We start from the raw sequence: 24,688 nt of genomic DNA, 5'->3' as shown, positions 1-24,688 counted from the left end.
GAGCATCCCGCTTTCAAGTCGAATCACGTGAAAGCGGAAAGATGCTCCAGAAACGCGGAAAGATGCTCCAGAAACAAAGTGCCAGAGCGGCGTTAGTGCGTTCATCTGAACGCACGGCGCTCTAGATACCGGCATACCAGTCGTAGCCGAGATCTTCCCAATAGCCGCCGCGTCCTCCGCCAATCTTCGAGAGATCGGAGACCACTTCGATCGCCCGGATGTACTTCGCCATCTTGTAGCCGAGCTGGCGTTCGATGCGCACACGCAACGGCGCGCCGTTGGCGACTGGAAGCAGCGTTCCATTCAGGCCATGGGCCAGAATCGTCTGCGGATGGCGGGCGTCGATCATGTCGATCGATTCATAGTAGGCTGCCGAGCCCGCAAGCCCGAGCGACATGCTGTCGAAGCAATGGAAGACAACGTAACGTGCGTCGCTCTTCACGCCTGCCTCATCCAGCACTCGGGCCAGCGGCACGCCCGTCCACTTGGCGACGCAACTCCAACCTTCGACGCAGTCATGCCGTGTGATCTGCGTGCGTGACGGCATGTTGCGGAGTTCGTCGAGCGTCAGTTGCATCGGTCGCTCCACGAGCCCCGAGACATTGAGCCGATAGGCAGCAAACTCCGCGTCCTTCAGCGCGAGATAAGCCGGGTCGGTCGGGTCCGTCGAGCCGTTCGGCCGCTGCCCCTGACGGATCTCGCTTTCCGAGAACTCCGGTGCGAGCCGATCCACGGGGATCAAAAGTCGCTGCAACCGGTAGGTCAGTGTGTTGGCCGATGCGAGAAAGCCACGCACCGGATCGTCGCCCGCAAGCAACCCATCGAGCATATCGCAGCCGGCAAGCGGAACGGTGGATGCAGCCACCCCGGCGATGCCCATGAAACGACGGCGACTGACGAACAAGCGCGTCATCTCGCATTCCCTCCCTTGTGTCGATCGTCGAGACGGTAGCGGCCGGTAATCATCGACCGCATCTCGTTGATCGGCCCGGCGGCAAACACCATGAACAGGTGCACGACGAAGAACCCGACGAGAAGGAGCATAACGACGAAGTGGATCGTGCGGGCCGTCTGCCTCCCGCCGAAGAGGTCGAGCAGCCACGGCCAGGCAGCGTTCATGCCCGGTGACATCGTCAGGCCCGTCAGGATCATCAGCGGGAAAAACAACAGGAGAACAAGCGCGTAGGAGAGTTTCTGCAAGCTGTTGTAGCGCCCATCGTGGTCGAAGTGAAAGCGAATGTGCTCGGTCAAGGTGTGCGGCAACGCGCGGATATCGCCCCAGCCGGGAAGGATATCGCGCCTCAGGTGCCCATTGATCACGCTTGCCATGAACCAGATGGCGTAGACCGTCGCAAAGACCCAGGCGAAGAAGAAATGCACGACCCGTCCCGTAGCAAGGTCCTGGTAAGATGGCACGGTCAGCCAGGCGGGAAAGGCCCTGTAGGCGCGTACCTGCTTGGCCCCGCTGACGCCGAGGACGCCGGTGGTATCGAAGTTTCGCCCCAACACGGTCGTTATACCCCGGACCTCGCCATTCCGGTCGCGACTCGGCTGGATTGAAAAGACGCCGTTGTCGAAGGCGAAGCCGGATTGCTGGCCAATATAGAGCGCCGGATGCGCGTTGAAGATTTGCAGGCCGCTGAGCAGCAGCAAGAACAGGGCCACCGCCCACGCCCAATGGGTAAGACGCGTGACAAGTCGGTGCCGCCGGATCGTCAGTCTTGCCTGCGCGCGTGTCGTGATCGTCTGGGGATCATATTCCGTCGTGTTCATGGGAAATCTCCCGTTTCCCATGACTATACGTAGGGCGGTCGGGACAAGTTTCACACGCGTCCGCTGCGTCCGGCAGAGCACTTCCGGCCGGTGGCTCCGACACGCCGGAGACCCTGTGAACAATCGCCCCGACGGCCACAAAGAAGCCACAACATCAGGCGCCCGGAAACCGTCCGTTAACCATTTGCGCGCAAATGTGGCTTCCAGTTTCGGACGTTGACCCATCAAGGATCGTTTATGTTCTCGCGCCCCTCTTTGATCGCTCGCGGCACTGCCGCCATCGCGCTTGCGGCTACCGTCGGCGTTGCGACGCCAGCCCTTTCCGGCGCCAAGGACAAGGCCTTCTTCGAGAAGGTTGCCGGCCAGTGGAAAGGCCCGGGCGAGATCGTCGCTGGCAAGTACAAGGGTACCAAGTTCACCTGCGATCTCTCCGGCGAACCGGTTGCCGGTGACGACACGGGCATCAAGCTCGACGGCTTCTGCCGCGTCGGCGTGTTCAAGCAGCCGATGTCGGCGGTGATCACCCGCAAGGGCAACAGCTACAGCGGCAAGTTCCTCGACGGCGCCGAAGGCAAGGGCCTCGATGTCGTTTCCGGCAATGTCGCCAAGGACAAGGTCGTCGTCGGCATCAACCGCAAGAAGCTGAACGGCGCCATGATCGCCCGCCTTCAGGACGATCAGACGATGAACATCACCATTTCGGTCAAGGTCGAGGAGACGATGGTTCCGGTCATCGGCGTCAGCCTCAACCGCCAGCTCGATGCGATTGCCGTCGGCTCGATCAAGTAACTCCAAAGCACAGTCAAACAATAAAGCCCCGGCAGTATTTGCCGGGGCTTTATCGTTTTAAAAAGGTCTCATCGACTTGATGGGAGAGGTCAGGTGTCTGCGCGCCACCAGGTCATGTCGCCATCGGCAACCTCTATGCCTGCTACATCCGCCCCACCCAACCAGTCGCCGACCGTGCGCCCGCGCACCGGCAAATCGGCGGCGATGTCGGCAAGCGGCATCAGCACGAAGCCCCGGTCCGTCATTCTCGGGTGCGGCAGTTCCAGCCGTGTTTCAGCCTGGGCCACCTCTTCATAGGTCAGAACGTCGATATCCAGCGTGCGCGGTCCCCAGCGCTCGTCACGCACCCGCTTCATCGAACGTTCGATGTCGAGACACGTATCGAGCAAAGCCTCGGGCTTCAAAGTCGTCCTGACCTGAGCACAGGCGTTGAAGAACCAGGCCTGATCGGTCTTTCCCCACGGTGGTGTGCGATAGAGCCGCGACACAGCCTCGACGACGCAGTCGTCGCGCGCATCGAGAGCCCGCAGCGCCTCGGCCATCGCCTTGCGCGGATCGCCGAGGTTGCCGCCGAGGCCGAGTGTGGCGACCCGCCAGCCCGCCTCAGACGACATGCTCGACCGTCACTTCGACATAGTCGAGCACGCCGGGCACGGGCGCGTTCGGCTTGCGGATCGAGACCTTGGCGCGCTTGATCTGCGGAAATCGCACACAGAGCGTCTTGGCGACTTCCAGCGCCAGCGCCTCGATCAGGTAACGGCGGCGCCCCGTGACGATGCGCTCGATCTCCTGAAAGGCAATGCCATAATGGACGGTGTCTTCGATCGAATCATCGACGAGCGCCGTTCCCTGCTCGACTTCGAGCTCGGCATCCACGAAGAAGCGCTGCCCGAGGAGCTCTTCTTCGTCGAAGACGCCATGGCGCGCGAAGAAGGCACAGTTCTTGAGAGTGATTGTGTAAGTCGGGCTCATGCTTCTCCGTCCCGTCGGCTTTTCTGGGATCACGCTGATATTGGGTCAGGCCGACCTAATTCATGACGTGATCGATTCTGATCGGTTGCAGTCGGATGCGGGAAAAGAGCCGCACGCGCTTTTCCTCATTCCGCCCTGGCCTTGAGCATAGCATCGGCCATGGCCAGCGCATCCCTGCTGTTTGCGACATCGTGTACGCGGAAAATCGAGGCGCCGGCAGCACGCAGCAGCGCGGTGGTCGCCGCCGTCGCCACATCCCTGTCGCCCGCCTCGCGGCCGCTCACCGCCCCAACGAAGCGCTTCCGGGACGTTCCGACCAGGAACGGAAGCTCGAAACGGTGCAACTCGGCAAATCGCGCCATGAGTTCGAGGTTTTCATCCGTATCCTTGGCAAAGCCGAAGCCCGGATCCAAGACGATATGGTCGCGCGTGACACCGGCGGCTTCGGCGATTTCGAGGGATCGTTCGAGGAAATGGAACTGATCGTCGATCACGTCGGCGAGCTTTTGCCGGTCGCGGCCCGTATGCATGATGCAGAGCCCTGCTCCGGTATCCGCGGCAACGGTCGCGATGTCCGGCTCGCGCTGCAGGCCGTGCACGTCATTGACGATGTGCGCGCCTGCCTCGACCGCCAGCCGCGCCGTCGAAGCGCGGTAGGTATCGACGGAGATCAGTGCATCGGTGTCGCGGCTGAGCGCGGAGATCACCGGCAGGATGCGCGCCTGCTCCTCCTCGGCGCTCACTGTCGCCGCATCCGGCCGGGTCGATTCACCGCCGATATCGAGGATCAATGCGCCCTCCTCAAGGCACCGCACGCCCTGCGCCGCCGCTGCAACAGCATCGATGAAACGTCCGCCATCGGAAAAAGAATCCGGGGTAACATTGACGATCGCCATCAAAACGCCACGCGGCCCGAGTTCCAGGCTGCGCCCATGCGCCAGCTTCCAGCTAATTTTCTGAAATGGATTGTAAGTCATTTTCCCTCACGATCCGCATTCGGCCGAGAGCCCTCGATTTGCTGTTGCGCCGGTCGTGGCTATGCCCCAAGCTTGATCGAAGTTCAACTGAAGAGAACCACGCATTGATGTCCCGAGTACGCGTCCCGTTCAAAGCCGCCCTCCTCGCTCTCCTGGTCGCCGCCCCCTTGAGCGCTGCGTCGGGCGAAACCGTGATCAACAAGAGCTTTTCCTATTTCACGATCGGTGGACGGACTGCGGAGGAACTCGACAAGGCGCTTTCTGCCGGCGGCCCGATGATGAAATCCACCGGCGCGCGCCACCCGGGCGCCACCCGGATAAAGTTCGGCGGCTCCATCACCTACGTCAACCGTGGCGGCCGCTGCGCGGTCGGCTCGGCGCGCGTAACGCTCAGCACCCGCATCATCCTGCCGCGCTGGAAATACCGCCGTCAGGCCGGTCGTGACCTGGCTCTGGTCTGGGACACACTCTCGAGCGACATCAAGCGCCATGAGGAGCGGCACGCTGAAATTGCCCGCAACCACGCTCGCCGCATGGAAAAGATGTTCCTCGCCCTGAAGCCGGAAGCGGATTGCGAACGCATGCAGGCAAGCGTCGCGCGGGTCAGCATCACGGCGATCGAAGCGCACGACAAGGATCAGGCGCGCTTCGATCGCACCGAAGCCGCCAATTTCGACAAACGCATGATCCGGCTCCTGCAATACCGGCTCGAAGCGCTGAAGAAAACGCAACAATAGGTAGCGGGGGCCATACCCTGAAGAAGAGCCTGACTATAGTCCGGCTCGGCGCGATTTCAGCGCCAATACCCACAGTATTTTATTGGTGAAATATAACGATGGCTGGCAGCCGCCGACTCATCTATATTGAAACCATGGAGCGAGGGGCCAGGGTCAAGACTAGCCTCCGCCGAATGAGCGGGTTAAGCGCGGCGCAGTAGTTGTGCGAAGAGCTTAAATGTTGCCATTACTTTAGTTTAGGCGGCGTTGTTCAATATTAAAAAGAAGAAATTGAACAGCGAGGCCAAAGTGGGTTCTCCTGGCGTGTCTTGGTGCTGCAGATGTCCCCTCCCTCATCTGTCAGCGATGCGCCCTCCTCGCCTCGCTTGTCCAACGACTGGCGAGGCGCTTTTTTTGTGGGTCAGCTACGAATTGGAGGGTGCCTGAGCATGTCGCGCAAAAAACCGTGCAGCGGTTCTGCGACAACGACATGCGAAATACCAATAACTTAAGGCGCAAGGAGCGAATTTGAGAACTCGCGGCGCGCTTTAGGCCTGGCGCTCCGGCACATGCACGACGAGACCGTCGAGTGCGTCGCTCATCTTGATCTGACAGGAAAGCCGCGACGTCGGCCGGACATCGTAGGCAAAGTCCAGCATGTCTTCTTCCATGGCTTCCGGAGCGCCGACCGCAGCCGACCAGGCGTCGTCGACATAGACATGACAGGTCGCACAGGCGCAGGCTCCGCCGCATTCGGCTTCGATGCCGGGAACCGAATTGCGAACGGCATTTTCCATGACCGTCGAGCCGTTTTCGACATCAAGTTCATGGCGCGCGCCATCAAAGGCAACGATCGTAAGTTTTGTCATGTCTCTTTCCGGAATGAACTGCTGGGACTGGCAAGGCGCAAAGCCTGTTCAGAACGCACGCCGCTCGGGCGCAAATTCAGTGGAAGTTCTTCCAACAAATCCGCCGGCCAGTCAACAACGGCAATCGCCGGGTGCCTCGCGCGCAGCAGGCGCGAGGCCGCTATCTTGAAATGTGGGACGCCGGGAGAGCGTTGGCCGTCTCCGGCGACGTCGGGCCGCGATTTAGCGGCTGAGCTTCAATATGAAGAGCTCGGCCTCCAGCACAGCGGCCGAAAGCGTGTCGGAGAGCGAGGCGTCTGCCGGGTCCTGCTCGATCGCGCCGGCAATGCTGGCAACATCGACGGCGCCGACTGCAAGTGCAGCGCCCTTGAGCCGATGGGCAGCCTGAGCGCGAAGCGTGCTCTCTCCCTCGACGATCTCTTTCATGACCTGGCGCGCCTGGCGCGCGAAGAGTTGCAGCACTTCTATTTCAAGTGCCTTGTCACCCATCGTCTGTGCCGCAAGGTGGGCGAAGTCGATCGGCTTCTTGCCGGTCGCTGCAGAGTTTCCCGGGGTGTCCGGAGCTTCGAAGGCAATCCTGAGGGCCGCCATGAGCCAAATTCCCTATTGTTTATTGCATGTTGGTCTTGTTTTCGGTGTCGCCATATTGCCCACACCTACACGCGCAAACTCAGATACACATCCTTTGCGGGTGCGGGCTGCTATCAGCTTAAATCGGGGCGCAATATGGGCAGGAATCTGGGGAAATGGTTAACGGCTGTTAAACCGTCTGATTTCCTTGTATTTTCTGGCTTTGGCACCGCTATCGCATTAAGATTTCATTAGGATTTTAATCAAGCCCGAGCGCTCATAATTGTAAGAACCCAGCTAATGTGTCACTACGATACGCTCAGGAACTTGCCTGCGTACGAAAATGGCAACCGTTCCGGTGGATAAGCTCAACTCGTGGTCCCTTTCGGCCACAAATGTGACTATCCGTCGAGGCAATGCAGTGTGTGATCAGTAGGGTATTGCGTAGATCCGATGCGCGTATCTTGCCGTCACAGCCCGCGAGGAAGGAGCCGGCCCGCCCGTTGTGCGCGAGCGCTGGCAGCTTTGTCGCTGGCAAAAGGTAATGAGGCGTATCCCTATGGCGACGAAAAAGAGCAATGAGTCAATCGACGAGAAGGCCTTCCAGGCTTTGGAAGCGGCCCTGACGATCGATTTCGACGAGCTTAACTCGAGCCCGAACGACAAGACTTCCTTGGATGATCCGGAGGAAAATGTGTCTCAGCCCGGCAATCAGGCGCCCGCGCCCGATCAGAATAAAAGAGCAAAGTCTCAACCGGAGCCATCCCGCGCTGCGCGTGCTGCCGAAGCGGCCAAGACGCTCGCCCCGGAACCTGCGCCCAAATCCCCTTCCCTTTCCGCCGCCAACGACGATGGCCGCCGTTCGCCGGCTGCGATGCTGCGCGCACTCGACGTGCGCTCCAATCGCGCCGCGATCCGGGTTGCCGCGCTGGTGTCGATCATGTGGGCCATCGCCGGCCTCGGCATTGCCAACCTGCTCTATGGCCCGCAGATCTGGCAGATCCGCTCCCTGAGCGATCTGGCTGCGACGCCCGGCGCCATTGGCGTTGCAATCGGCATCCTGCTGCCGGTCATGCTTTTCTTCTCCTTCGCCATCATGATCGCCCGTGCGCAGGAACTGCGCAACGCCGCCCGCTCCATGGCTGAAGTGGCATTGCGCCTTGCCGAGCCCGAAACAGCCGCAGCCGATCGCGTCATGACTGTCGGTCAGGCCGTTCGCCGCGAAGTCTCGGCGATGAACGAGGGTATCGAGCGCACCATCGCACGCGCCACCGAACTCGAAACGCTTGTTCATTCCGAAGTCAACGCGCTCGAGCGCAGCTACAGCGAAAACGAACTGCGCGTCCGCACGCTGGTCCAGGAACTCGGCCTCGAGCGCGAAGCGATCATTGGTCATTCGGAGCGTATCCGCTCGGCCATATCTGGCGCCCACGGCAAGCTGAAGGATGACCTGGAACAGGCGAGCGACGACATCGCCTCGCGCATCGCGATTTCGGGCGAAGCCTTCGCCTCGCTGATCGACACGCGCGCCGCAGCCCTTAGCGAAAAGTCGGACACCGCCCTGCAGTCGATCGGCACCATGCTGTCATCCCGCACGGATGCGCTGCTTTCCGGCCTGACGGCGGCCGGCCTTGGCCTCAGCACCGAATTCGATACACGGCTCGACCAGTTGAGCGAGACGCTGACGAAGCGCGGCGACGACCTGCTCAGCCAGTTCGAGACGCGCGCCTCCTCGCTCGACGCCAGCACCGAAAGGCTGAACGCGGCATTGAACGACCGCGCACGCCAGCTCAACGAGACGCTGATCGCCCGCACGCGTGACCTGAACGAAAGTCTCAGCGTCGGCCAGCAGGCGATCACCGGCGGCCTCGATCATGTCCTCGCCTCGCTCAACGCCACGCTCGACGAGAAAGGCGCAAGCTTCCGTCAGAGCCTGCGTTCCAGCGCCGACGATGCGATCATGGATCTTGACCTGCGCGGCGGCTTCTTCGAAGAAAAGCTGCAGACCACCGTCGGCCAGCTCGCGACCGCCTTCGACGAGCGCTTCCACGAGTTTGCCTCGGCCTTCGACAAGCGCGCAAGCATGCTCGACACCAAGCTCATGGAAAGCCTGCACCGCATCAACGAGACCGTCTCCGGCGGATCGGAAGCGATCGGCGGCGCGCTCGACAGCAGCATCGAGAAGATCGGCTCCGCCCTCTCCGACCAGTCGTTGACGCTGGCCGCGACGCTCGGCGCGACCCAGGACTTCATCGAGGAAACGATCACCAGCCGGACCTCGGAGCTCGGCAACCTGGTCGGCGATGCGCACAGCCGCATCGACAGCGTCCTTTCCGAGAAGACCAGCGGCCTCATGGGCGCGCTCTCCCAGGCGCAGGAGCGCATCGAAAGCGGCTTCGGCCAGCGCGCCGACGCCCTTGCAAGCGCGCTCACCACCAGCGAACAGCGCCTGACCGAGGGGCTCGACACCCGCACCGCCGCCTTCGTCGACGGCCTGCACGCCGCCCATGCCCGCATCGAACAGACGCTCAGCGGCTCGACCGACGAAATCACCAGCGCGATCGCTGCCAGCCAGCACCGCCTGGACAACACGCTCTCCGAGCGCACGCTCACCCTTTCGACCATTCTGTCCATGGGCGCAGACTCGATCGACAACGCCGTCAGCGGCACGGCCGACCGGCTGGAGCGCGTTCTGTCCGAGCGTGGCGAAGCGATCTCCGAAGCGCTCACGACCCAGACGTCGGCCCTCGATGGCGTCCTCGCCGAACGTGCCGCCGCCATTACCTCGACGATGTCGTCGCGCGCCAATGAAATGGCCAACACGCTGAGCCGCCACGCCGAAGACGTGGCCGACAGCCTGACGTTCCGCGCAACGGCCGTCGCCGAAACCATGACCGACCGCGTCGGCGATATCGAGCAGAAGCTCTCCGAGAGCGTCAGCTCGATCGCAGAAAACCTCGGCGGCCGCGTCAGCCTGATCTCCGATACCCTCACCCAGACGAGCGCCCGCATCGCCGAGGATCTCAGTGGCCGCGTCGGCAAGATTTCCGACACGCTGACCGAGACCAGCGCTCACATCGCCGATGCCCTGACCGCACGCACGACCGAGGCGACCGCCTCGCTCGCCGGCAAGGCAGCCGAAATCGAGCAGACGCTGAGCGGCCGCGCCGAGCATCTGCGCGATACGCTGTCGTCGACGCACGAACAGATCCGCGCCACGCTCGACGACCGGATCAATGCGATCAATCTCGCTGTCGGCCAGGGTCGCGATCAGCTCGAAGGCATGCTGGCCGATCAGTCGACGGCTATCGCCACCACGCTCGCCACCAGCGCCAGCATGCTGGAAATGTCGCTGGAAGAGCGCCAGTCCGCGCTTGCCGGCGTCATCGACCGCAGCGGCGAAACGCTCGACACGCGCATGCGTTCGACGACGGGGCACATCGCAGAGCGCCTGGCCGAGACCGCCAACCAGATCAGCCTCGCGGCCGACAGCCTCACCAACCGCGTCGACATGTCGATCAACGGCATCAACGACCGCCTCGACGATACCGGCCTGCGCATCGAGACGAGCCTTGGCTCCCTTGAGGAGCGCATGCGCGAAAGCGCGGGCAACATCGGCTCGATCGTCGACGAAACGGGCATGCATATCGAAACCCGCGTCGGTGTGCTCGAAGATCGCATTCGCAACACCGTCGGCAATGTCGGCACGGTCGTCGACGACACCGGCGCCCGCATCGAAAGCAACCTCGGCGCGCTTGAAAACCGCATCCGCGGCAGCGTTGCCAATGTCGGCTCCGTCGTCGACGATGCCGCTGCCCGTGTCGAAGGCGGCCTCAGTGCGCTGGAAGATCGGATCCGCGGCAGCGTCACCAGCGTCGGTTCGGTTGTCGGCGATACCGGCACCCTCATCGAAAACAGCCTCGGCGCCCTGCAGGACCGCATCCGCGGCAGCGTCAACGACGTCAACGCCCTGGTCGACGATACCGGCCTCCGCCTGGAAGTCAGCCTCAGCTCGCTTGAAGAACGCGTCCGTGACAGCGTCGGCAGCGTCAACGAGGTCGTCGACGGCGCCGGCCAGCGCATCGCCGACAGCCTCGGCGACCGGGCGGGCGACATCGATCGCATGAGCGAGACGGCGGCAAGCCGGATCTCCGGCGCCATCGAGGCTGGTGCGGAACGCATCGCCGAACGCCTCGGCACCATGGATCGTGCCCTGAACATCGGCCTTGAAAACGTCAACCGGACAATCGAAGGCAAGGCTGCCGTTCTCGTCAGCAGCCTGCGTGGTGCGGTCAGCGAAGCGACGCAGGATCTGGACGCGGAAGCCTCCCGCCTCGAAGGCAAGACCACCGATCTCGTCAGCAATCTGCGCAGCGCAGTCGGCGACGTGGCTCAGGAGTTCGATGCAGAGACCGTCCGCATCGAGGACAAGGCTTCCGGCCTCGTCACAACGCTTCGCGGCGCAGTCGGCAACGTGGCCAAGGAGTTCGATGCAGAAGCCGTCCGCATCGAGGACCAGGCCGCCGGCCTCGTCACCACGCTTCGCGGCGCTGTCGGCAACGTGGCCCAGGAGTTCGATGCAGAAACCGCTCGCATCGAGGACCAGGCTGCCGGCCTCGTCACCACACTTCGCGGCGTTGTCGGCGACGTCGCTCAGGAACTCGGCGCAGAAGCCATCCGCATTGAGGACAAGGCTGCTGGCCTCGCCACCACCCTTCGTGGCGCCGTCAGCGACGTTGCCCGGGAGATCGACGCGGAAGCGGCACGCTCGGCCGAACTCCTCTCCAGGGCCGGCGACGACTTCGCTTCGGCGCTCGCGGCCCGTCAGGCTGAGTTCGCCAACACGATCGACCAGACGGCAGCGGCAACCGCCGCCCGCCATGCGGACCTTGCCAATACGATCGAGCAGAAGGCTGCTGCCAGCGCAGCGCGTCACGCCGATCTTGCCCGGTCGATCGCCGACGCGGCCGATACGGCAACGGCACGGCTTGCTGCCACGCACAGCCAGATCGCCAGCCACGCCGACAACATCCACCAGGGCCTTGCCAACACCGAGAAGGCACTGGAAGCGCGCGGCGAAGCGATCCGCAACACACTCGACGACCGCACCCGCGAGCTCAACTCGATGCTCGCCGGCCGCTCGCTGGAGCTGTCGCGCCTGATCGACGAGCAGGCCCGCCCGGTCATCGACCAATATGCCGCCACTGGCCGCGAGGCCGCCGAACGCATCGCCGCCGTGACCCAGGAAAGCGCCGATCGCCTGCGCGCGGAAAATGCAGCCCTGGTCAACGCCATTGCCGAGCGCACGGGTGAAACGCTGAACGCGATCTCGCACCGCGCCGAGGAAACGGCGAAGGCGATGAAGATGGTCGAGAACCGTCTGCAGTCGACCGCCATGGGCCTGATCGACCAGCTCGCCAACAACAACGCTGCGATCGCCACGGTCATCGACCAGGCAAGCAACAACCTCGGCGAAATGGACCAGCGTCTGGAATCGACGATAGCCCGCGTGTCGGAATCGACCCGTCAGGCCTCCGACATGCTCTCGACCTCGACCCGCCTCATCGAAGGCAAGGTCGACAAGCTGTCCGACATTTCCGCCTCCACCCTGTCGAAGATCGGCGGCATCGTCGGCCGCTTCGAGGACCATTCGAAGGTGCTCGGCCAGGCGTCCGACCTGCTCGGCGCCGCCCAGTCGAACCTCGTCAGCACGCTCGAAGAACGCCAGGATGCATTGCGCACCCTGTCGGTCGGGCTCGTTCAGCGCTCGGAAGAGATCGAACGGACGATGCGTGCGCTCGAAGGCTTCGTCGATGGCGCCTTCCAGCGGGCCGAAGAACGCTCGGGCCTTGTCGCCGGCAACCTGCGCAGCGGCATCCAGCAGTCCTTCTCGGATGTTGGCCGCCTGCTGACCAGCGCCGAACAGCGCGCAGCCGAAGCAGCCGAAGCGATGCGAAACACGCTGGCCCAGGCCGGCGACGAAGCAGGCGCCTCGGTCGAGCAGGTCTTCAGCCGAGCCGAGGAGCGCTCGCGCCAGATCGCCGACACGCTCCGCTCCGGCGTCGAGACCTCGTTTGCCGACGTCAACAAGACGCTCTCCTCGGTCGAGGGCCGTGCGCTCGGCGCCTCCGAAGCGCTGCGCCAGGCGATCGCCAAGGTCGGCGAAGATGCCGGTGCATCGATCGAAGGCGCATTTGCCAACGCCGAGGAACGCTCCAAGGAAGTCGCCTCGCGTCTGCGCGGCAGCGTCGCAGCCTCGGTGTCCGACATCGAGCGCATGCTCGCCGAAAGCGGCAAGAAGTCTGACGGCGTCGCAGGGCAACTGCGCGACGCGGTTCGCGTTGCGATCGACGAGGCTATCGGCCGCTTCAGCGGTGCGACCGACGAAATCCGTCGCTCTGCCGGCGAGATCCGCAAGGAACTCGATATGACCCGCGAAGAACTGAAGCGCGGTGCCTTTGACCTGCCGGAAGAGGCCAAGGAAAATGCGGCGGTCATGCGTCGCGCCGTCGGCGAACAGATCAAGGCGCTGCAGGAACTGTCCGACATCATCGGCAAGTCCTCGACGCAGCTCGAGGTCGCCCAGCCGCTGCGTCAGCAGCCTGCCGCCGCTCCGGTCGCTCGTCCGCTGCAGCAGCAGCCGGCGCCGCAGCCAGTCGTCCAGCCCCAGCCTGTTGCCCAGCAGCCTGTGGTGCAGCAGCAGGTCGAGCAGCCGCGCCGGCAGGAACCGGCCCCGGCGCTGCGCGGCAGCCTCGGCATCGAACAGCCGGCCGTTCGCCAGCCCGCGCCATCGCAGGCGGTGACCAGCGAGGTTGCAGAAGGTGGTGGCTGGATGCGCGATCTGCTGCGTGCGGCATCGCGCGAAGAGGCCCCCTCGCCGGCGCCACAGCGCCCGGCCGAAGCACAGCCTGCGGCGCGCACCGGCGACAGCCGCAACCCGCGCCACGTCGTCGAGTCGCTGAACTCGCTCTCGGTCGACATCGCCCGCGCCATCGATCACGATGCCTCGGTCGAACTGTGGCGCCGTTACCAGCGCGGCGAGCGCGACGTCTTCACCCGTCGCCTCTATACGCTGAAGGGCCAGCAGACCTTCGACGAGATCAAGCGCAAGTATGATCGCGAACCGGAGTTCCGCACCGCCGTCGACCGCTACATCGCCGACTTCGAGAAGCTGCTCGCCGATGTTGCCCGCAACGATCCGGACAAGCGCATCACCCAGACCTATCTGACTTCGGATACCGGCAAGGTCTACACGATGCTCGCCCACGCCGCCGGCCGCTTCAGCTAAGCGGCGCTGGCATACGATAAAGAAACGGCCCCGTCGCAAGACGGGGCCGTTTTCGCATATGCAAACCCGCCAAGACCAACCGGTGCTACCTTCGTGCATGGGCTCGGCCGTCGCGCCGACCGCCATTACTACCGCTCAAAAAGCAGGCGTCCTCCGCTATAATGTACCGGAAGCAGCGCGGCCCATCCGGCAGCGTCTCTCCGTTTTCAGATCAGGAGGCGGACATGAAACCACGGTTGAAAGTCCTCACGCTCGCGGTAAACGATCTCGAAAAGTCTCTGGCCTTCTATCGCGACGGCATGGAGCTGCCGACGAAAGGAATTATCGGCCAGGAGTTCGAAGACGGCGCAGTGGTCTTCTTCCATATGGGCGACGACCTGATACTGGCGCTCTATCCCGCGCCGTCACTTGCCAAAGACGCAAAAATATCCGCGACGCAGACGCGGCTCGGTGCAGTGTCAATCGGGCACATCGTCAAATCAAAGGAGGAGGTCGATGTGGTCATGAAACAGGCCGAAGACGCCGGCGCGACCATCACCGATCGCCCACACGACCGCTTCTGGGGCGGCTATTCCGGCTACTTCCAGGATCCCGATGGCCACCTTTGGGAGATCGCCTGGAACCCGCAATGGACTGTCGCGGATTGAAAGGCACGGGTGGCGCCCGCTACGATCAACAAAGCGGCCGGCGGTGTTAGAAAACACAACGGCCCGTCGCAAGACGGGGTCGATTTCATTTGCGCGATCATCACGAAGCAAATCTGCTGCTAGCTTCCGCTGCCACGTTCCTTCGAAGATGCCGTTGTGGAGGGGCGTTCCTCAGTCGCGGGGTCGTCGCGGCTTGTGTCGGCTTAGTTGAAAAGGCTTGAAACGCTTTGCTCTCTCGCCGTGCGGGCTAGCGCTTCGCCTATCAACGGCGCGATGGTGATGCGTCTGATGTTGGTGGTCTCACGCTGCTCTTCGGTTTCGTGAATGGAGTCGGTCACGACCAATTCCTTGAGCTGGCTGGCACCAATGCGTTCGCAGGCACCTTCGGAAAGAACGCCATGGGTAATATAGGCCGAAACGTCCTTGGCGCCAGATATCAACAACGCTTCAGCCGCGTTGATCAACGTGCCGCCGCTATCGACGATGTCGTCGACCAGAAGACATCTTTTCCCGGAAACATCGCCAATAATGTTCATCACTTCCGACACGCCAGCACGGGGTCGACGTTTGTCGACGATCGCAAGATCGGTACCGATGCGCTTGGCGATCGCACGAGCGCGCGCCACGCCCCCCACATCCGGCGAAACGACCATTAAGTTCTCGATGTCGTAGTGCTGCTCAATGTCACGGGTCATCACGGGTGCTGAATAAAGATTATCGGTGGGGATATCGAAAAACCCCTGAATCTGGTCGGTGTGGAGATCGAGCGTTATCACGCGGTTGACGCCTGCAGCGGCAATCATATTGGCTACCAACTTCGCCGAGATCGGTGTACGGCCAGTGGCACGGCGATCCTGACGGGCATAGCCGAAGTAAGGGATAACGGCGGTGATACGGCGAGCGGATGAGCGGCGCAGCGTATCGGCCAGGAGAAGCAACTCCATAAGATTGCCGTCGGCGGGGGCACTTGTCGACTGGAGAACATAGACGTCCTCCCCGCGTACATTTTCATGAAGTTGAACGTGGATTTCCTGGTCGGCGAAGCGCTTGACCGTACAATCTGTGAGGGAAAGATCTAAGTGGTTGGCAATGGCTTCGGCAAGGGCGCGGTTGGAGTTACCGGTCACCAGCTTCATTAGCGCGATCCTGTTTCGAGGAGCCTTCGGGAGCAGAAGTTTGAGCTTGGGGCACATTTAGAGACTTGTGCGTGAAATCACAACCAGACGCTGTACATTCTTGCGAGATGATCGGCCTCCGTTGGACCGCGGCCTTGGCCGGCTTGCCGATTGCGGACGACGAACCTATTTACGCCGTCGTCTCCAAACCAGCCGGTTAATCCGCCAGCGTAGAGCCCGACAGGAGCATGATCTCTCAACGCCAATGAACACAGCGCCGACAAAGACGATGCAACCGATTGAAATCTGCGCCTGGTGTCCCGAATGGCCAACTCAGTTCGCCGTCAAGGCAAAGCTCATCCGAAGCGTGTTGGACGCGCACGCTATGCGCATCGACCACATTGGCTCGACGGCGATCCGAGGTCTGGCGGCAAAGCCGATCATCGACATTCAAATTTCGGTGGCCGATCTGCAATCCGTCGAAGTCCTGAGGGAGAGGATGACGGCCATTGGATACGTGTGGCGACCATCGAATGCTGACCTGACCAAGCGCTATTTCCGAGAGGCGCCAGGCAACGAGCGTACGCATGTTCATGTGCGCGGGCGCGGAAGCTGGAGCGAGCAATGGTCCTTGCTGTTCCGGGATTACATGCGTGCCCACGCCCATGAGCACGCGCCCTATGGAGAACTCAAGCGCGCCTTGGCGGCGCGATACCAGAATGATCGAGTGGCCTACACCGAGGCCAAGTCCGAACACCTCTGGACAATTATCCATCGTGCAGATCGCTGGGCGGCCCAAACCGGCTGGCAGCCGGGCCCGTCCGACGCTTGACCGCACGCGCCACAGCGAGCGCGAGCACTCCGCGGCCAGCGCCAGGTCGGCTGGCCCCCTGCAGGGCCTGCATCCCGCCGCGGCCGGACTTCCAAAACAAAAGGCCCCGGACGAACCGGGGCCTTTTCTTTGGATCTTAATCAGAGCCGGCTTAAGCCGGCCGACGATCAATGTTCCTTGTTGGCGTAGACCGACTTCTTCGTAAGGTAGACGAGGCCGGTGAAGATCAGTAGGAACACCATGACCATGAAGCCGGTGCGCTTGCGGTCTTCGAGGTGCGGCTCGGCCGCCCACATCAGGAACGACGCAACGTCCTTGGCGTACTGGTCGACCGTCTGCGGCGTGCCGTCGTCGTAGGTGACCTGGTCGTTCGAGATCGGCTGCGCCATTGCCAGAGCGGCAGCGTTCGCGAAGTACGGGTTGTAATGCGTGCCTTCGGCGACTTCGACGCCCTGCGGCGGCTCCTGGTAGCCGGTCAAAAGCGCATGGATGTAGTCCGGGCCGCCTTCCTGGTAGGGCCAGAACATGTCGAAGACGAACTGCGGGAAGCCGCGTTCGATGCCGCGTGCCTTGGCGATCAGCGAGAAGTCCGGCGGGGCTGCACCGTTGTTCGATGCCGCAGCCGCTTCCTTGTTCGCGTAAGGCGACGGGAAGTGGTCGGACGGCAGAGCCTTGCGGGTGAACATCTCCCCGTCCGCATTCGGGCCGTCCTGAACTTCGTAGTTCGCCGCAAACGCCTTCACCTGTGCTTCCGAGTAGCCGAGGCCTTCGAGCGTACGGAAGGGCACCAGGTTCATCGAATGGCAGGCCGAACAGACTTCGGCGTAGACCTTCAGGCCGCGCTGAAGCTGGCCCTTGTCATAATGACCGAAGGGGCCGGCAAAGCTCCATTCCTGCTGTTCCGGCTTGTGGATCGGATAGTGAGGCGTACCGCCGCCGTGCTCCTCGCCGCCCTTCGCCTCTTCGGCGATAGCTGCACCGAGACCGAGACCAGCGACGACAGCGAGTGACAGAATGCCTGTAACAAGCTTTTTCATTGTTGTGGGTTCCTTATCAATCGCTGTTCTGATCAGGCGCGCGCGGCGGCCGGCTGGGCCTTGGCATTCTGCTTTTCCAGCACCGCTTCGGTGATGGAGTTCGGAATGCGCTTCGGCGTTTCGATCAGACCGAGAACCGGCATGACGACGAAGAAGAAGCCGAAGTAGTAGAGCGTGCCGATCTGCGACATCACGACGTAGAGGCCTTCTGCAGGGCGCGAGCCGAGCCAGCCGAGCATGATGGCGTTGACGACGAAGATCCAGAAGAACAGCTTGTACCACGGACGGTAGACGGCCGAACGGACCTTGGACGTATCGAGCCAGGGCAGGAAGAACAGGACGATGATCGAGCCGAACATCACCAGAACGCCGCCGAGTTTGGAGTCGATCGGGCCGATGTTGAAGGTGATGGCGCGCAGCATCGCGTAGAACGGCAGGTAGTACCATTCCGGAACGATGTGAGCAGGCGTCTTCAGCGCGTCAGCCGGGATGTAGTTGTCCGGGTGGCCGAGGAAGTTCGGCATGTAGAAGACGAACCAAGCATAGACGAGCAGGAAGACGGAGACGCCGAGCGCATCCTTCAGCGTCGCATAGGGCGTGAAGGCAACGGTATCGGTCTTGGACTTCACTTCAACGCCGGTCGGGTTGGTCTGGCCGACGACGTGCAGCGCCCAGATGTGCAGCACGACAACGCCGGCGATCATGAAGGGCAGCAGGTAGTGCAGCGAGAAGAAGCGGTTCAGCGTCGGCTGGTCAACGGCAAAGCCGCCAAGCAGGAACTGCTGGATCCACTCACCCACCAACGGGAAGGCGGTGAAGAAGCCGGTGATAACGGTCGCGCCCCAGAAGGACATCTGACCCCAGGGCAGAACGTAGCCCATGAAGCCGGTCGCCATCATCAGCAGGTAGATGACCACGCCGAGGATCCAGAGGATTTCGCGCGGAGCCTTGTAGGAACCGTAGTAGAGACCACGGGCGATGTGCAGGTAAACGGCGATGAAGAAGAAGGATGCGCCGTTGGCGTGCATGTAGCGCAGCAACCAACCCTGGTTGACGTCGCGCATGATCTTTTCGACCGAGTTGAACGCAACGGTCGTTTCGGCGGCGTAGTGCATCGCCAGAACGATACCGGTGAGGATCTGGACGACCAGCATCACCGAAAGCATGGCACCGAAGGTGTATGCGTAGTTCAGGTTCCGCGGAACCGGATAGGTGATGAAGCTGTCGTGAATCATACGCGGCAACGGCAGACGGGAATCAACCCATTTCTCAATGCCAGTCGTCGGCGTGTAGGTTGAATGTTCAGCACTCATTATCAGTAGTCCCCTCAACCGATCTTGATAACTGTGTCGGAAACGAACGTGAAGGTCGGCACGTGAAGGTTCTCCGGCGCCGGACCCTTACGGATGCGGCCGGCCGTATCGTAGTGCGAACCGTGGCAGGGACAGAACCAGCCACCGAAGTCACCGGCCTGACCAAGCGGCACGCAGCCGAGATGGGTGCAGGAACCGATCATGACGATCCAGTTTTCCTTGCCTTCGCCGGCAGAGCGATCGACGTCGCTTGCCGATGCGTCGGCCGGAAGGTTGGCATTGCGCGCAACCGGATCCTTCAGGTCGTCGAGCTTGACGGCCTTTGCCTCTTCGACTTCCTTCTCAGTACGGTTGCGGATGAAGATCGGCTTGCCGCGCCATTTCGCCGTCAGCGACATGCCGGGCTGCAGGCTCGAAACATCAACCTCGATCGAGGCGAGCGCGAGCGTCGATGCATCCGGACGCATCTGGTCGATGAACGGCCAAGCGACAGCACCGGCGCCGACGACGCCTGCCATACCGGTAGCCAGATAAAGGAAATCGCGGCGAGTGGGCTCGCCCAAGGCCTCGCTTGAAGTGTCGTGTTCGCTCACGGCTAAACCATCCTCTCACGCAATGTTGCGGAAACCGCATCCGCCCCCGGCGAAATTCCTGCCCCTTGCGGTTTGATCCAGGTCAAGGAACCACGCCCTATTCATAGTGCTAACGCCCCCGCCGTTTTGCGCCTGCAAACACGACATCGGCACCAGAATCCGAAAAAATTCTGCGCACCCACGGCACACAGATTCCCCGTCAATCCGGCGCGTTCTATGCTTGATCGCAAATTATGTCCAGCCTTGACAAGGGGATGTGGGCAGATTGTCGCGGGGAAAAGCGCGGCCAATCGGCACAAGGACTTGACGGTCGCCAGTTAGGCTGAATTCGGGCCGGCCGAGCGGGCGTTGAAGCGGTCTTGAACCGCCCTACTCCGCCGCTTCCTCGCGGGCGAGAAATCCACCCGACTGACGCGACCAGAGCCCGGCGTAAAGTCCGCCGCGGGCAACGAGTTCCGCATGGGTTCCCTCTTCGACGATCCGCCCCTTGTCCATCACCACGAGCCGGTCGAGCGCCGCGATCGTCGACAGCCGGTGCGCGATCGCCAGCACCGTCTTGCCCTGCATCAGGCGGTCGAGATTGGACTGGATCGCCGCTTCGACCTCAGAATCGAGCGCCGAGGTCGCCTCGTCGAGCACGAGGATCGGCGCATCCTTCAGCATCACCCGGGCAATGGCGATGCGCTGGCGCTGACCGCCCGAAAGCTTGACGCCGCGCTCGCCGACATGGGCATCGAACCCCTTGCGGCCGCGCTGGTCCTGCAGGCCGAGAATGAAGTCGTAGGCTTCGGCCTTGCGCGCGGCGGCAATCTGTTGCTCCTCGCTCGCATCCGGCCGGCCGAAGAGGATGTTGTCGCGGATCGAGCGATGCAGCAGCGAAGTATCCTGGCTGACCATGCCGACCTGGGCGCGCAGTGACTCCTGCGTGACCGCTGCGATATCCTGCCCGTCGATACGGATCCGGCCGCCCTCGAGGTCATAGAAGCGCAGCAGCAGATTGACGAGCGTCGACTTGCCGGCGCCGGAACGGCCGACGATACCCACCTTCTCACCCGGGCGAACGATCAGCGAAAAATCGTCGATGACGCGCTCGCCCTTGCCGTAGTGGAAACGGACGTGTTCGAAGCGGATTTCCGGCTGGCTGACGGCGAGCTCTGCGGCATCGGGCCGGTCGACCAGACCAATCGGCTGCGACACGAGTTCGGCCGAGTTCTGGATCGTGCCGATGTTGCGCATGATCGAATTGAACTGGGTCATCATGCGGCCGAGCAGCATGTTGAGCCGGAGCACCAGCGCCAGCGTGAAGGCGACGGCGCCGGAACTGATCGCGCCGCCGAGCCAGAGATGGATCGCATAGATGGCGATGGCCGTGATCATCATGCCGGAAAGCAGCGCCAGCGAAGCGCGCACCGCCGTCAGAAGCCGCGTGAACGGAATGACCGCGTGCTGGAACCGATCGAAACCGGAGCGGATATAGCGGTCGTTCTCGTCGTCGCGACCGAAGAGCTTCAGCGTCTGGATATTGGAATAGGCATCGACCATGCGGCCATTCAGCATCGAGGCCATTTCGGCCGTATCGCGGGCATGCTTGCGGATGCGCGGAACGAAGTAGCGCGCGAGCGCCAGGAAGACGACGATCCAGAAGGCGACCATCGCCGCCAGACGCCAGTCGAGTTGCGCCACCAGCGCCATGGTCGAGGCGGTGTAGATGACGATGAACCAGACGACCTGCAGCAGCGAGACGATCAGATCGCTCGTCGCCTGGGCGCCTGCCCAGACCTTGGTGACGATGCGGCCGGAGAAATCGTTCTGGAAGAAGGTCAGCGACTGTCGGGCCACATGCACATAGGACTGCCAGCGCACCAGATTGAGAAAGCCGGTGATGATCGATTGCTCTTCCACGAGCGCCGCCAGCGACACCGCAATAAAGCGGAACACCATCACCGTCAGCAGCATGAACAAAAGTTCGGGCCCGTTCGCGGCGATGAGCCCGCTCCAGCCGGCTTCCGGCTTGACCGTGTCAAGAACGTCGACCAGCCGCCCGACGAAATAGAACAGCCCGGCCTCAAGCATGGCGACGAGACCGCCGAGCACGGCCATCGCGATGAACGGTCCCTTCGCCTGTCTGGCGTAGAACCAGGCGAAGCCCCAGAGCGATTTGGGCGGCTGCAGACGCTCGCGCGGCGCGAACGGCTTGATCCAGTTCTCGAAGAGGCGGACGATGGCGCTGAGCATGGTTCCGATATAGGCGGTTCGGCGGGAACAGCAATCGGTTTCCGTCCGATTGCGGGTTACAAATGCGTAACGTCTAAGAGAGCGGCCCGCCGCTCTTTCGAACGGCGGGCCGACGGCATCTTACTCCGCCGCCTCTTCCTTCTCGACGTCGTCGGCGATGAAACCGCCGGACTGGCGCGACCAGAGGTCGGCATAAAGGCCGCCCTTGGCGACGAGTTCGCCGTGCGAGCCGGTCTCGACGATCCGGCCCGCTTCGAGGATCACCAGCCGGTCCATCTCCGTCAGCGTCGACAGGCGGTGGGCGATCGCGATCACCGTCTTGCCGGACATCAGCGCGAAGAGGTTTTCCTGGATCGCCGCTTCGACTTCGGAATCGAGCGCCGAGGTCGCCTCGTCGAGGATCAGGATCGGCGCGTCCTTGAGGAAAACGCGCGCGATCGCGACGCGCTGCCGCTGGCCGCCGGAAAGCTTGACGCCACGTTCTCCGACCTGGGCGTCCAGCGCCTTGCGGCCCTGGTTGTCCTCGAGCCCCTGGATGAAGTCCCAGGCGTTCGCCTTCTTCGCCGCGGTAATGATCGCCTCGTCGTCCGCCTCCGGATGTCCATAGGCGATATTATCGCGAATGGAGCGGTGCAGTAGCGAGGTGTCCTGCGTGACGACGCCGATTTGGGCGCGCAGGCTGTCCTGCGTGACGGTGGAGATATCCTTGCCGTCGATCCGAATTGCGCCGTCCTCGAGATCGTAGAAGCGCAACAGCAGGTTCATCAGCGTCGTCTTGCCGGCGCCTGAGCGACCAACGAGACCGATCTTCTCGCCCGGCTTGATGTCGAGCGACAGGTGATCGATGACGCCCTTGGCCTTGCCGTAGTGGAAGCGGATGTTGTCGAAGGCAATCGCCCCCTTGTCCGCCTTCAGCGCCTTGGCATCCGGTTCATCGACGATATCGTGTGCCTTTGTCATCATGCCGATGCCGTCATAGACCGTACCGATGTTCTCGAAGAGCGCCGAGACTTCCCACATGATCCACTGCGACATGCCGTTGATGCGCATCGCCAGACCGACCGCAATCGCGATCGCGCCGACCGAGATGGCACTCGTCAGCCAGAGATGGATGCCAAGCGTGGCGATGGCAAAGAGTGCGATGCTGTTGTTGGCATAAACGAGGATGTGGAACAGCGTCACCTTGCGCATCTGGCGATGTACGGTGTCGAGGAAACCGTCCATGCCGTCACGCGCATAGCCTTCCTCGCGGCCGGCATGGGAGAACAGCTTGACCGTGCCGATATTGGTGTAGCTGTCGACGATCCGGCCCGTCATCATCGAGCGCGCGTCGGCCTGCTCCTTGGAGATCTTCTGCAGGCGCGGCACGAAATAGCTGACGATGCAGATGTAGATCGCGAGCCAGATGGTGAGCGGGATAACGAGGCGCCAGTCGGCTGTCGCCACGACCGCGAGCATGGTGACGAAGTAGCTGACGACATAGACGAAGACGTCGAGGATCTTCATCACCGTTTCGCGCACCGCAAGCGACGTCTGCATCACCTTCGTCGCCACGCGTCCAGCGAACTCGTTGGCAAAGAAGGTCATGCTCTGACGCAGCAGGTAGCGGTGCATCTGCCAGCGGGCGATCATCGGATAGTTGCCGAGCAGCACCTGGTGCATGATCAGCGAGTCGATCGCCACCAGGCCAGGCAGGCCGATGAGGACGAGCGCGCCCATCCAGAAGAGCCTGCCGCCCTCGGCTTCCAGGAACGTGTCGCGGTTGGCGCTCGACAGCCAGTCGACCATGTTGCCGAGGAACTGGAACAGCGCCACTTCGCCGACGGCGATCAGCATCGTGCAGACGGACATGATGAGCAGCCACGGCACGGCCGGCTTGGAATAATGCCAGCAGAAGCCGAAAAGGCTTTTCGGCGGGAGCGTCGGCTCCTCCGCCGGATAGGGATTGAGGCGGGATTCAAACCAGCCGAACATTGCATTGCTCCTTCAGAGTATTTTGAAGGAAAGCGGGGTTTCCCCGCATTCTTATGATGAAAAGGTCAGTCCGGAAATGCAGCCCGAAAGAGGGCTTCGTCTTCCGGAGTCCCGGAAGCGCGTCGATCTCTTTTAAAAGATAGGTCGCGGAACCGGTCAGGCCAAACGGTGGCCCACTACTCCAGGAAGGCGTGTCAACATCAATACATTCATGTTTGCCTCCGTCGGTTCGCGTTGGAGAGGTTCGATCTCTACCCTTATTCGCGCCGGCATGCCAGATTGTCGCAGGCTGTTTCTTGCACATTTTTTCACCGTTCGGGTATCTGTTGCCGTTTCGGCACAGATTAGCGCCGGCAATATCAGCGACCGCAAAAGCAAGCAGCGCCGAGTTTTTCGCAGCGGAGAACACGGATGAATGCTTCATCGGATACGCCTCCTGATCTTCAAGGTGTCGGTTTCGTCCTTCGCCGCCCCCGCGACGGTGATGTGGATGCGCGCCTGAGGCTCGGCCGCCATCCGGAAATCTACCGAATGTTCGGTGCGGGCCGGTCCTTTCCCGGCCTCTTCAGTTACGGAGAGGCAGCCGCCTGGGTTGCGCGGATTGCCGGACACCCGGCGGCCTGGATCATCGATCAGGACGGCCTCACCGGCGAAGTGAGGCTCGACAATCTCAATCACGTCGATCGGCGTGCGAGCTTCGCCATCGGCATTTTCGATCCGGAACGCCTCGGCAAGGGGCTTGGCACGGCGGTCACCAAGCGGGTATTGGCCTATGCCTTCGATGAACTTGCCCTTCATCGGGTGTCGCTCAGGGTTCTCGCCTTCAATGAGCGGGCGATTGCCGCCTATCGCAAGTCCGGCTTCTCCATCGAGGGCCGCGAACGTGAGTCGGCTCTGATCGACGGCGAGTGGCATGACGACATCATGATGGGCATCCGGGCCGCGGAATTTGACGCGCGGCGTGATGCTACCGGAAACGAGTGACCTG

The 24,688-nt window shown here is 62.3% G+C and carries 20 protein-coding genes; 6 read left to right on the top strand and 14 right to left on the bottom strand.

All coding sequences use genetic code 11. From position 1 onward, the window contains the following. Positions 1 to 121 precede the first annotated feature (121 nt). A complete protein-coding gene (locus AC3WWH_RS22515; protein ID WP_058324104.1) occupies positions 122 to 913 on the bottom strand; it encodes a molybdopterin-binding protein in 792 nt (263 codons plus the stop codon). Then, positions 910 to 1,773 (bottom strand): cytochrome b/b6 domain-containing protein, encoded by an 864-nt coding sequence (locus AC3WWH_RS22510; RefSeq protein ID WP_057248911.1) that lies wholly within the window; start codon positions 1,771 to 1,773, stop codon positions 910 to 912. The genes AC3WWH_RS22515 and AC3WWH_RS22510 overlap by 4 nt, the downstream gene beginning before the upstream one ends. 237 nt (positions 1,774 to 2,010) lie before the next feature. Here AC3WWH_RS22510 and AC3WWH_RS22505 point away from each other — a divergent pair, with 237 nt between their 5' ends. Continuing rightward, positions 2,011 to 2,562: a hypothetical protein gene (locus AC3WWH_RS22505; protein ID WP_057248910.1), complete on the top strand. Its 552-nt coding sequence runs from the start codon at positions 2,011 to 2,013 to the stop codon at positions 2,560 to 2,562. An 89-nt stretch (positions 2,563 to 2,651) separates the two neighbouring features. Here AC3WWH_RS22505 and folK read toward each other — a convergent pair whose 3' ends face one another. The 3 genes from folK to folP form a co-directional block, all read right to left on the bottom strand. Further along, positions 2,652 to 3,176, bottom strand: coding sequence for a 2-amino-4-hydroxy-6-hydroxymethyldihydropteridine diphosphokinase (folK, locus tag AC3WWH_RS22500; protein ID WP_058324103.1), 525 nt, complete (start codon positions 3,174 to 3,176; stop codon positions 2,652 to 2,654). Beyond that, a complete protein-coding gene (folB, locus tag AC3WWH_RS22495) occupies positions 3,166 to 3,534 on the bottom strand; it encodes a dihydroneopterin aldolase (protein ID WP_057248908.1) in 369 nt (122 codons plus the stop codon). The genes folK and folB overlap by 11 nt, the downstream gene beginning before the upstream one ends. 125 nt (positions 3,535 to 3,659) lie before the next feature. Continuing rightward, the gene (gene folP / locus AC3WWH_RS22490; RefSeq protein WP_058324102.1) at positions 3,660 to 4,511 is read right to left on the bottom strand and encodes a dihydropteroate synthase; all 852 of its coding nucleotides are present in this window, start codon (positions 4,509 to 4,511) and stop codon (positions 3,660 to 3,662) included. Between the two features lie 107 nt (positions 4,512 to 4,618). On the opposite strand from folP, the gene AC3WWH_RS22485 reads away from it, so the two are divergent. After that, positions 4,619 to 5,248 carry a DUF922 domain-containing Zn-dependent protease gene (locus AC3WWH_RS22485; RefSeq protein WP_058324101.1) on the top strand — a complete coding sequence of 210 codons (630 nt, stop codon included), beginning with the start codon at positions 4,619 to 4,621 and terminating at the stop codon, positions 5,246 to 5,248. 527 nt (positions 5,249 to 5,775) lie between these two features. On the opposite strand, the gene AC3WWH_RS22480 is transcribed toward AC3WWH_RS22485, so the two are convergent. After that, positions 5,776 to 6,096 (bottom strand): 2Fe-2S iron-sulfur cluster-binding protein, encoded by a 321-nt coding sequence (locus tag AC3WWH_RS22480; RefSeq protein ID WP_058324100.1) that lies wholly within the window; start codon positions 6,094 to 6,096, stop codon positions 5,776 to 5,778. Positions 6,097 to 6,318: 222 nt separating this feature from the next. After that, on the bottom strand, positions 6,319 to 6,687 hold the full coding sequence (locus AC3WWH_RS22475) for an Hpt domain-containing protein (RefSeq protein ID WP_057248904.1): 369 nt from the start codon (positions 6,685 to 6,687) through the stop codon (positions 6,319 to 6,321). 538 nt (positions 6,688 to 7,225) lie between these two features. Here AC3WWH_RS22475 and AC3WWH_RS22470 point away from each other — a divergent pair. Beyond that, a complete protein-coding gene (locus tag AC3WWH_RS22470) occupies positions 7,226 to 13,954 on the top strand; it encodes an apolipoprotein A-IV repeat region-like domain-containing protein (protein ID WP_492377282.1) in 6,729 nt (2,242 codons plus the stop codon). Positions 13,955 to 14,178: 224 nt separating this feature from the next. Then, positions 14,179 to 14,601 (top strand): VOC family protein, encoded by a 423-nt coding sequence (locus AC3WWH_RS22465; protein ID WP_058324098.1) that lies wholly within the window; start codon positions 14,179 to 14,181, stop codon positions 14,599 to 14,601. A 203-nt stretch (positions 14,602 to 14,804) separates the two neighbouring features. Here the strand turns inward: AC3WWH_RS22465 and AC3WWH_RS22460 are convergent, their stop codons facing one another. Beyond that, entirely contained in the window at positions 14,805 to 15,737 is a 933-nt protein-coding gene (locus tag AC3WWH_RS22460; protein ID WP_058324097.1) for a ribose-phosphate pyrophosphokinase, read from the bottom strand. 268 nt (positions 15,738 to 16,005) lie between these two features. Here AC3WWH_RS22460 and AC3WWH_RS22455 point away from each other — a divergent pair, with 268 nt between their 5' ends. Further along, positions 16,006 to 16,548, top strand: coding sequence for a GrpB family protein (locus tag AC3WWH_RS22455; RefSeq protein WP_113132892.1), 543 nt, complete (start codon positions 16,006 to 16,008; stop codon positions 16,546 to 16,548). 167 nt (positions 16,549 to 16,715) lie between these two features. Here AC3WWH_RS22455 and AC3WWH_RS22450 read toward each other — a convergent pair whose 3' ends face one another. The 6 genes from AC3WWH_RS22450 to AC3WWH_RS22425 all read right to left on the bottom strand — a co-directional run bounded on the left by AC3WWH_RS22450 (position 16,716) and on the right by AC3WWH_RS22425 (position 24,124). Next, complete coding sequence (locus AC3WWH_RS22450) at positions 16,716 to 17,585, bottom strand: cytochrome c1 (RefSeq protein WP_057248900.1); 870 nt, start codon at positions 17,583 to 17,585, stop codon at positions 16,716 to 16,718. 32 nt (positions 17,586 to 17,617) lie between these two features. Next, positions 17,618 to 18,898, bottom strand: coding sequence for a cytochrome b (locus AC3WWH_RS22445; RefSeq protein WP_058324095.1), 1,281 nt, complete (start codon positions 18,896 to 18,898; stop codon positions 17,618 to 17,620). A gap of 14 nt (positions 18,899 to 18,912) precedes the next feature. Next, complete coding sequence (gene petA, locus AC3WWH_RS22440) at positions 18,913 to 19,491, bottom strand: ubiquinol-cytochrome c reductase iron-sulfur subunit (protein ID WP_057248898.1); 579 nt, start codon at positions 19,489 to 19,491, stop codon at positions 18,913 to 18,915. Between the two features lie 369 nt (positions 19,492 to 19,860). After that, positions 19,861 to 21,726, bottom strand: a complete 1,866-nt coding sequence (locus tag AC3WWH_RS22435) for an ABC transporter ATP-binding protein (RefSeq protein ID WP_058324094.1) — start codon at positions 21,724 to 21,726, stop codon at positions 19,861 to 19,863. Between the two features lie 120 nt (positions 21,727 to 21,846). Continuing rightward, entirely contained in the window at positions 21,847 to 23,700 is a 1,854-nt protein-coding gene (locus AC3WWH_RS22430; protein WP_057248896.1) for an ABC transporter ATP-binding protein, read from the bottom strand. Next, a complete protein-coding gene (locus AC3WWH_RS22425; protein WP_492377281.1) occupies positions 23,684 to 24,124 on the bottom strand; it encodes a hypothetical protein in 441 nt (146 codons plus the stop codon). The genes AC3WWH_RS22430 and AC3WWH_RS22425 overlap by 17 nt, the downstream gene beginning before the upstream one ends. Between AC3WWH_RS22425 and AC3WWH_RS22420 the strand changes: the two genes are divergently transcribed. Then, positions 24,112 to 24,684 carry a GNAT family N-acetyltransferase gene (locus AC3WWH_RS22420; protein ID WP_058324093.1) on the top strand — a complete coding sequence of 191 codons (573 nt, stop codon included), beginning with the start codon at positions 24,112 to 24,114 and terminating at the stop codon, positions 24,682 to 24,684. The two genes, AC3WWH_RS22425 and AC3WWH_RS22420, sit on opposite strands and share 13 nt — an antisense overlap. Positions 24,685 to 24,688 lie beyond the last annotated feature (4 nt).

The sequence above is a fragment of the Ensifer sp. EB106-03-01-XG145 genome (assembly GCF_058792075.1).
Note: the sequence above shows the minus strand (reverse complement) of the source record. Positions and strands in the feature narration are given on the sequence as shown.

Bases quoted from the DNA above. Each gene is read 5' to 3' on its own strand.
- AC3WWH_RS22505 (WP_057248910.1), top strand. From the start codon at position 2,011: ATGTTCTCGCGCCCCTCTTTGATCGCTCGCGGCACTGCCGCCATCGCG.
- AC3WWH_RS22485 (WP_058324101.1), top strand. From the start codon at position 4,619: ATGTCCCGAGTACGCGTCCCGTTCAAAGCCGCCCTCCTCGCTCTCCTG.
- AC3WWH_RS22430 (WP_057248896.1), bottom strand. From the start codon at position 23,700: ATGTTCGGCTGGTTTGAATCCCGCCTCAATCCCTATCCGGCGGAGGAG.
- folK (WP_058324103.1), bottom strand. From the start codon at position 3,176: ATGTCGTCTGAGGCGGGCTGGCGGGTCGCCACACTCGGCCTCGGCGGC.
- AC3WWH_RS22510 (WP_057248911.1), bottom strand. From the start codon at position 1,773: ATGAACACGACGGAATATGATCCCCAGACGATCACGACACGCGCGCAG.
- AC3WWH_RS22480 (WP_058324100.1), bottom strand. From the start codon at position 6,096: ATGACAAAACTTACGATCGTTGCCTTTGATGGCGCGCGCCATGAACTT.
- AC3WWH_RS22470 (WP_492377282.1), top strand. From the start codon at position 7,226: ATGGCGACGAAAAAGAGCAATGAGTCAATCGACGAGAAGGCCTTCCAG.
- AC3WWH_RS22450 (WP_057248900.1), bottom strand. From the start codon at position 17,585: ATGAAAAAGCTTGTTACAGGCATTCTGTCACTCGCTGTCGTCGCTGGT.
- AC3WWH_RS22445 (WP_058324095.1), bottom strand. From the start codon at position 18,898: ATGAGTGCTGAACATTCAACCTACACGCCGACGACTGGCATTGAGAAA.
- AC3WWH_RS22425 (WP_492377281.1), bottom strand. From the start codon at position 24,124: ATGAAGCATTCATCCGTGTTCTCCGCTGCGAAAAACTCGGCGCTGCTT.
- AC3WWH_RS22420 (WP_058324093.1), top strand. From the start codon at position 24,112: ATGAATGCTTCATCGGATACGCCTCCTGATCTTCAAGGTGTCGGTTTC.
- AC3WWH_RS22475 (WP_057248904.1), bottom strand. From the start codon at position 6,687: ATGGCGGCCCTCAGGATTGCCTTCGAAGCTCCGGACACCCCGGGAAAC.
- AC3WWH_RS22435 (WP_058324094.1), bottom strand. From the start codon at position 21,726: ATGCTCAGCGCCATCGTCCGCCTCTTCGAGAACTGGATCAAGCCGTTC.
- folB (WP_057248908.1), bottom strand. From the start codon at position 3,534: ATGAGCCCGACTTACACAATCACTCTCAAGAACTGTGCCTTCTTCGCG.
- folP (WP_058324102.1), bottom strand. From the start codon at position 4,511: ATGACTTACAATCCATTTCAGAAAATTAGCTGGAAGCTGGCGCATGGG.
- AC3WWH_RS22465 (WP_058324098.1), top strand. From the start codon at position 14,179: ATGAAACCACGGTTGAAAGTCCTCACGCTCGCGGTAAACGATCTCGAA.
- AC3WWH_RS22515 (WP_058324104.1), bottom strand. From the start codon at position 913: ATGACGCGCTTGTTCGTCAGTCGCCGTCGTTTCATGGGCATCGCCGGG.
- AC3WWH_RS22460 (WP_058324097.1), bottom strand. From the start codon at position 15,737: ATGAAGCTGGTGACCGGTAACTCCAACCGCGCCCTTGCCGAAGCCATT.
- AC3WWH_RS22455 (WP_113132892.1), top strand. From the start codon at position 16,006: ATGCAACCGATTGAAATCTGCGCCTGGTGTCCCGAATGGCCAACTCAG.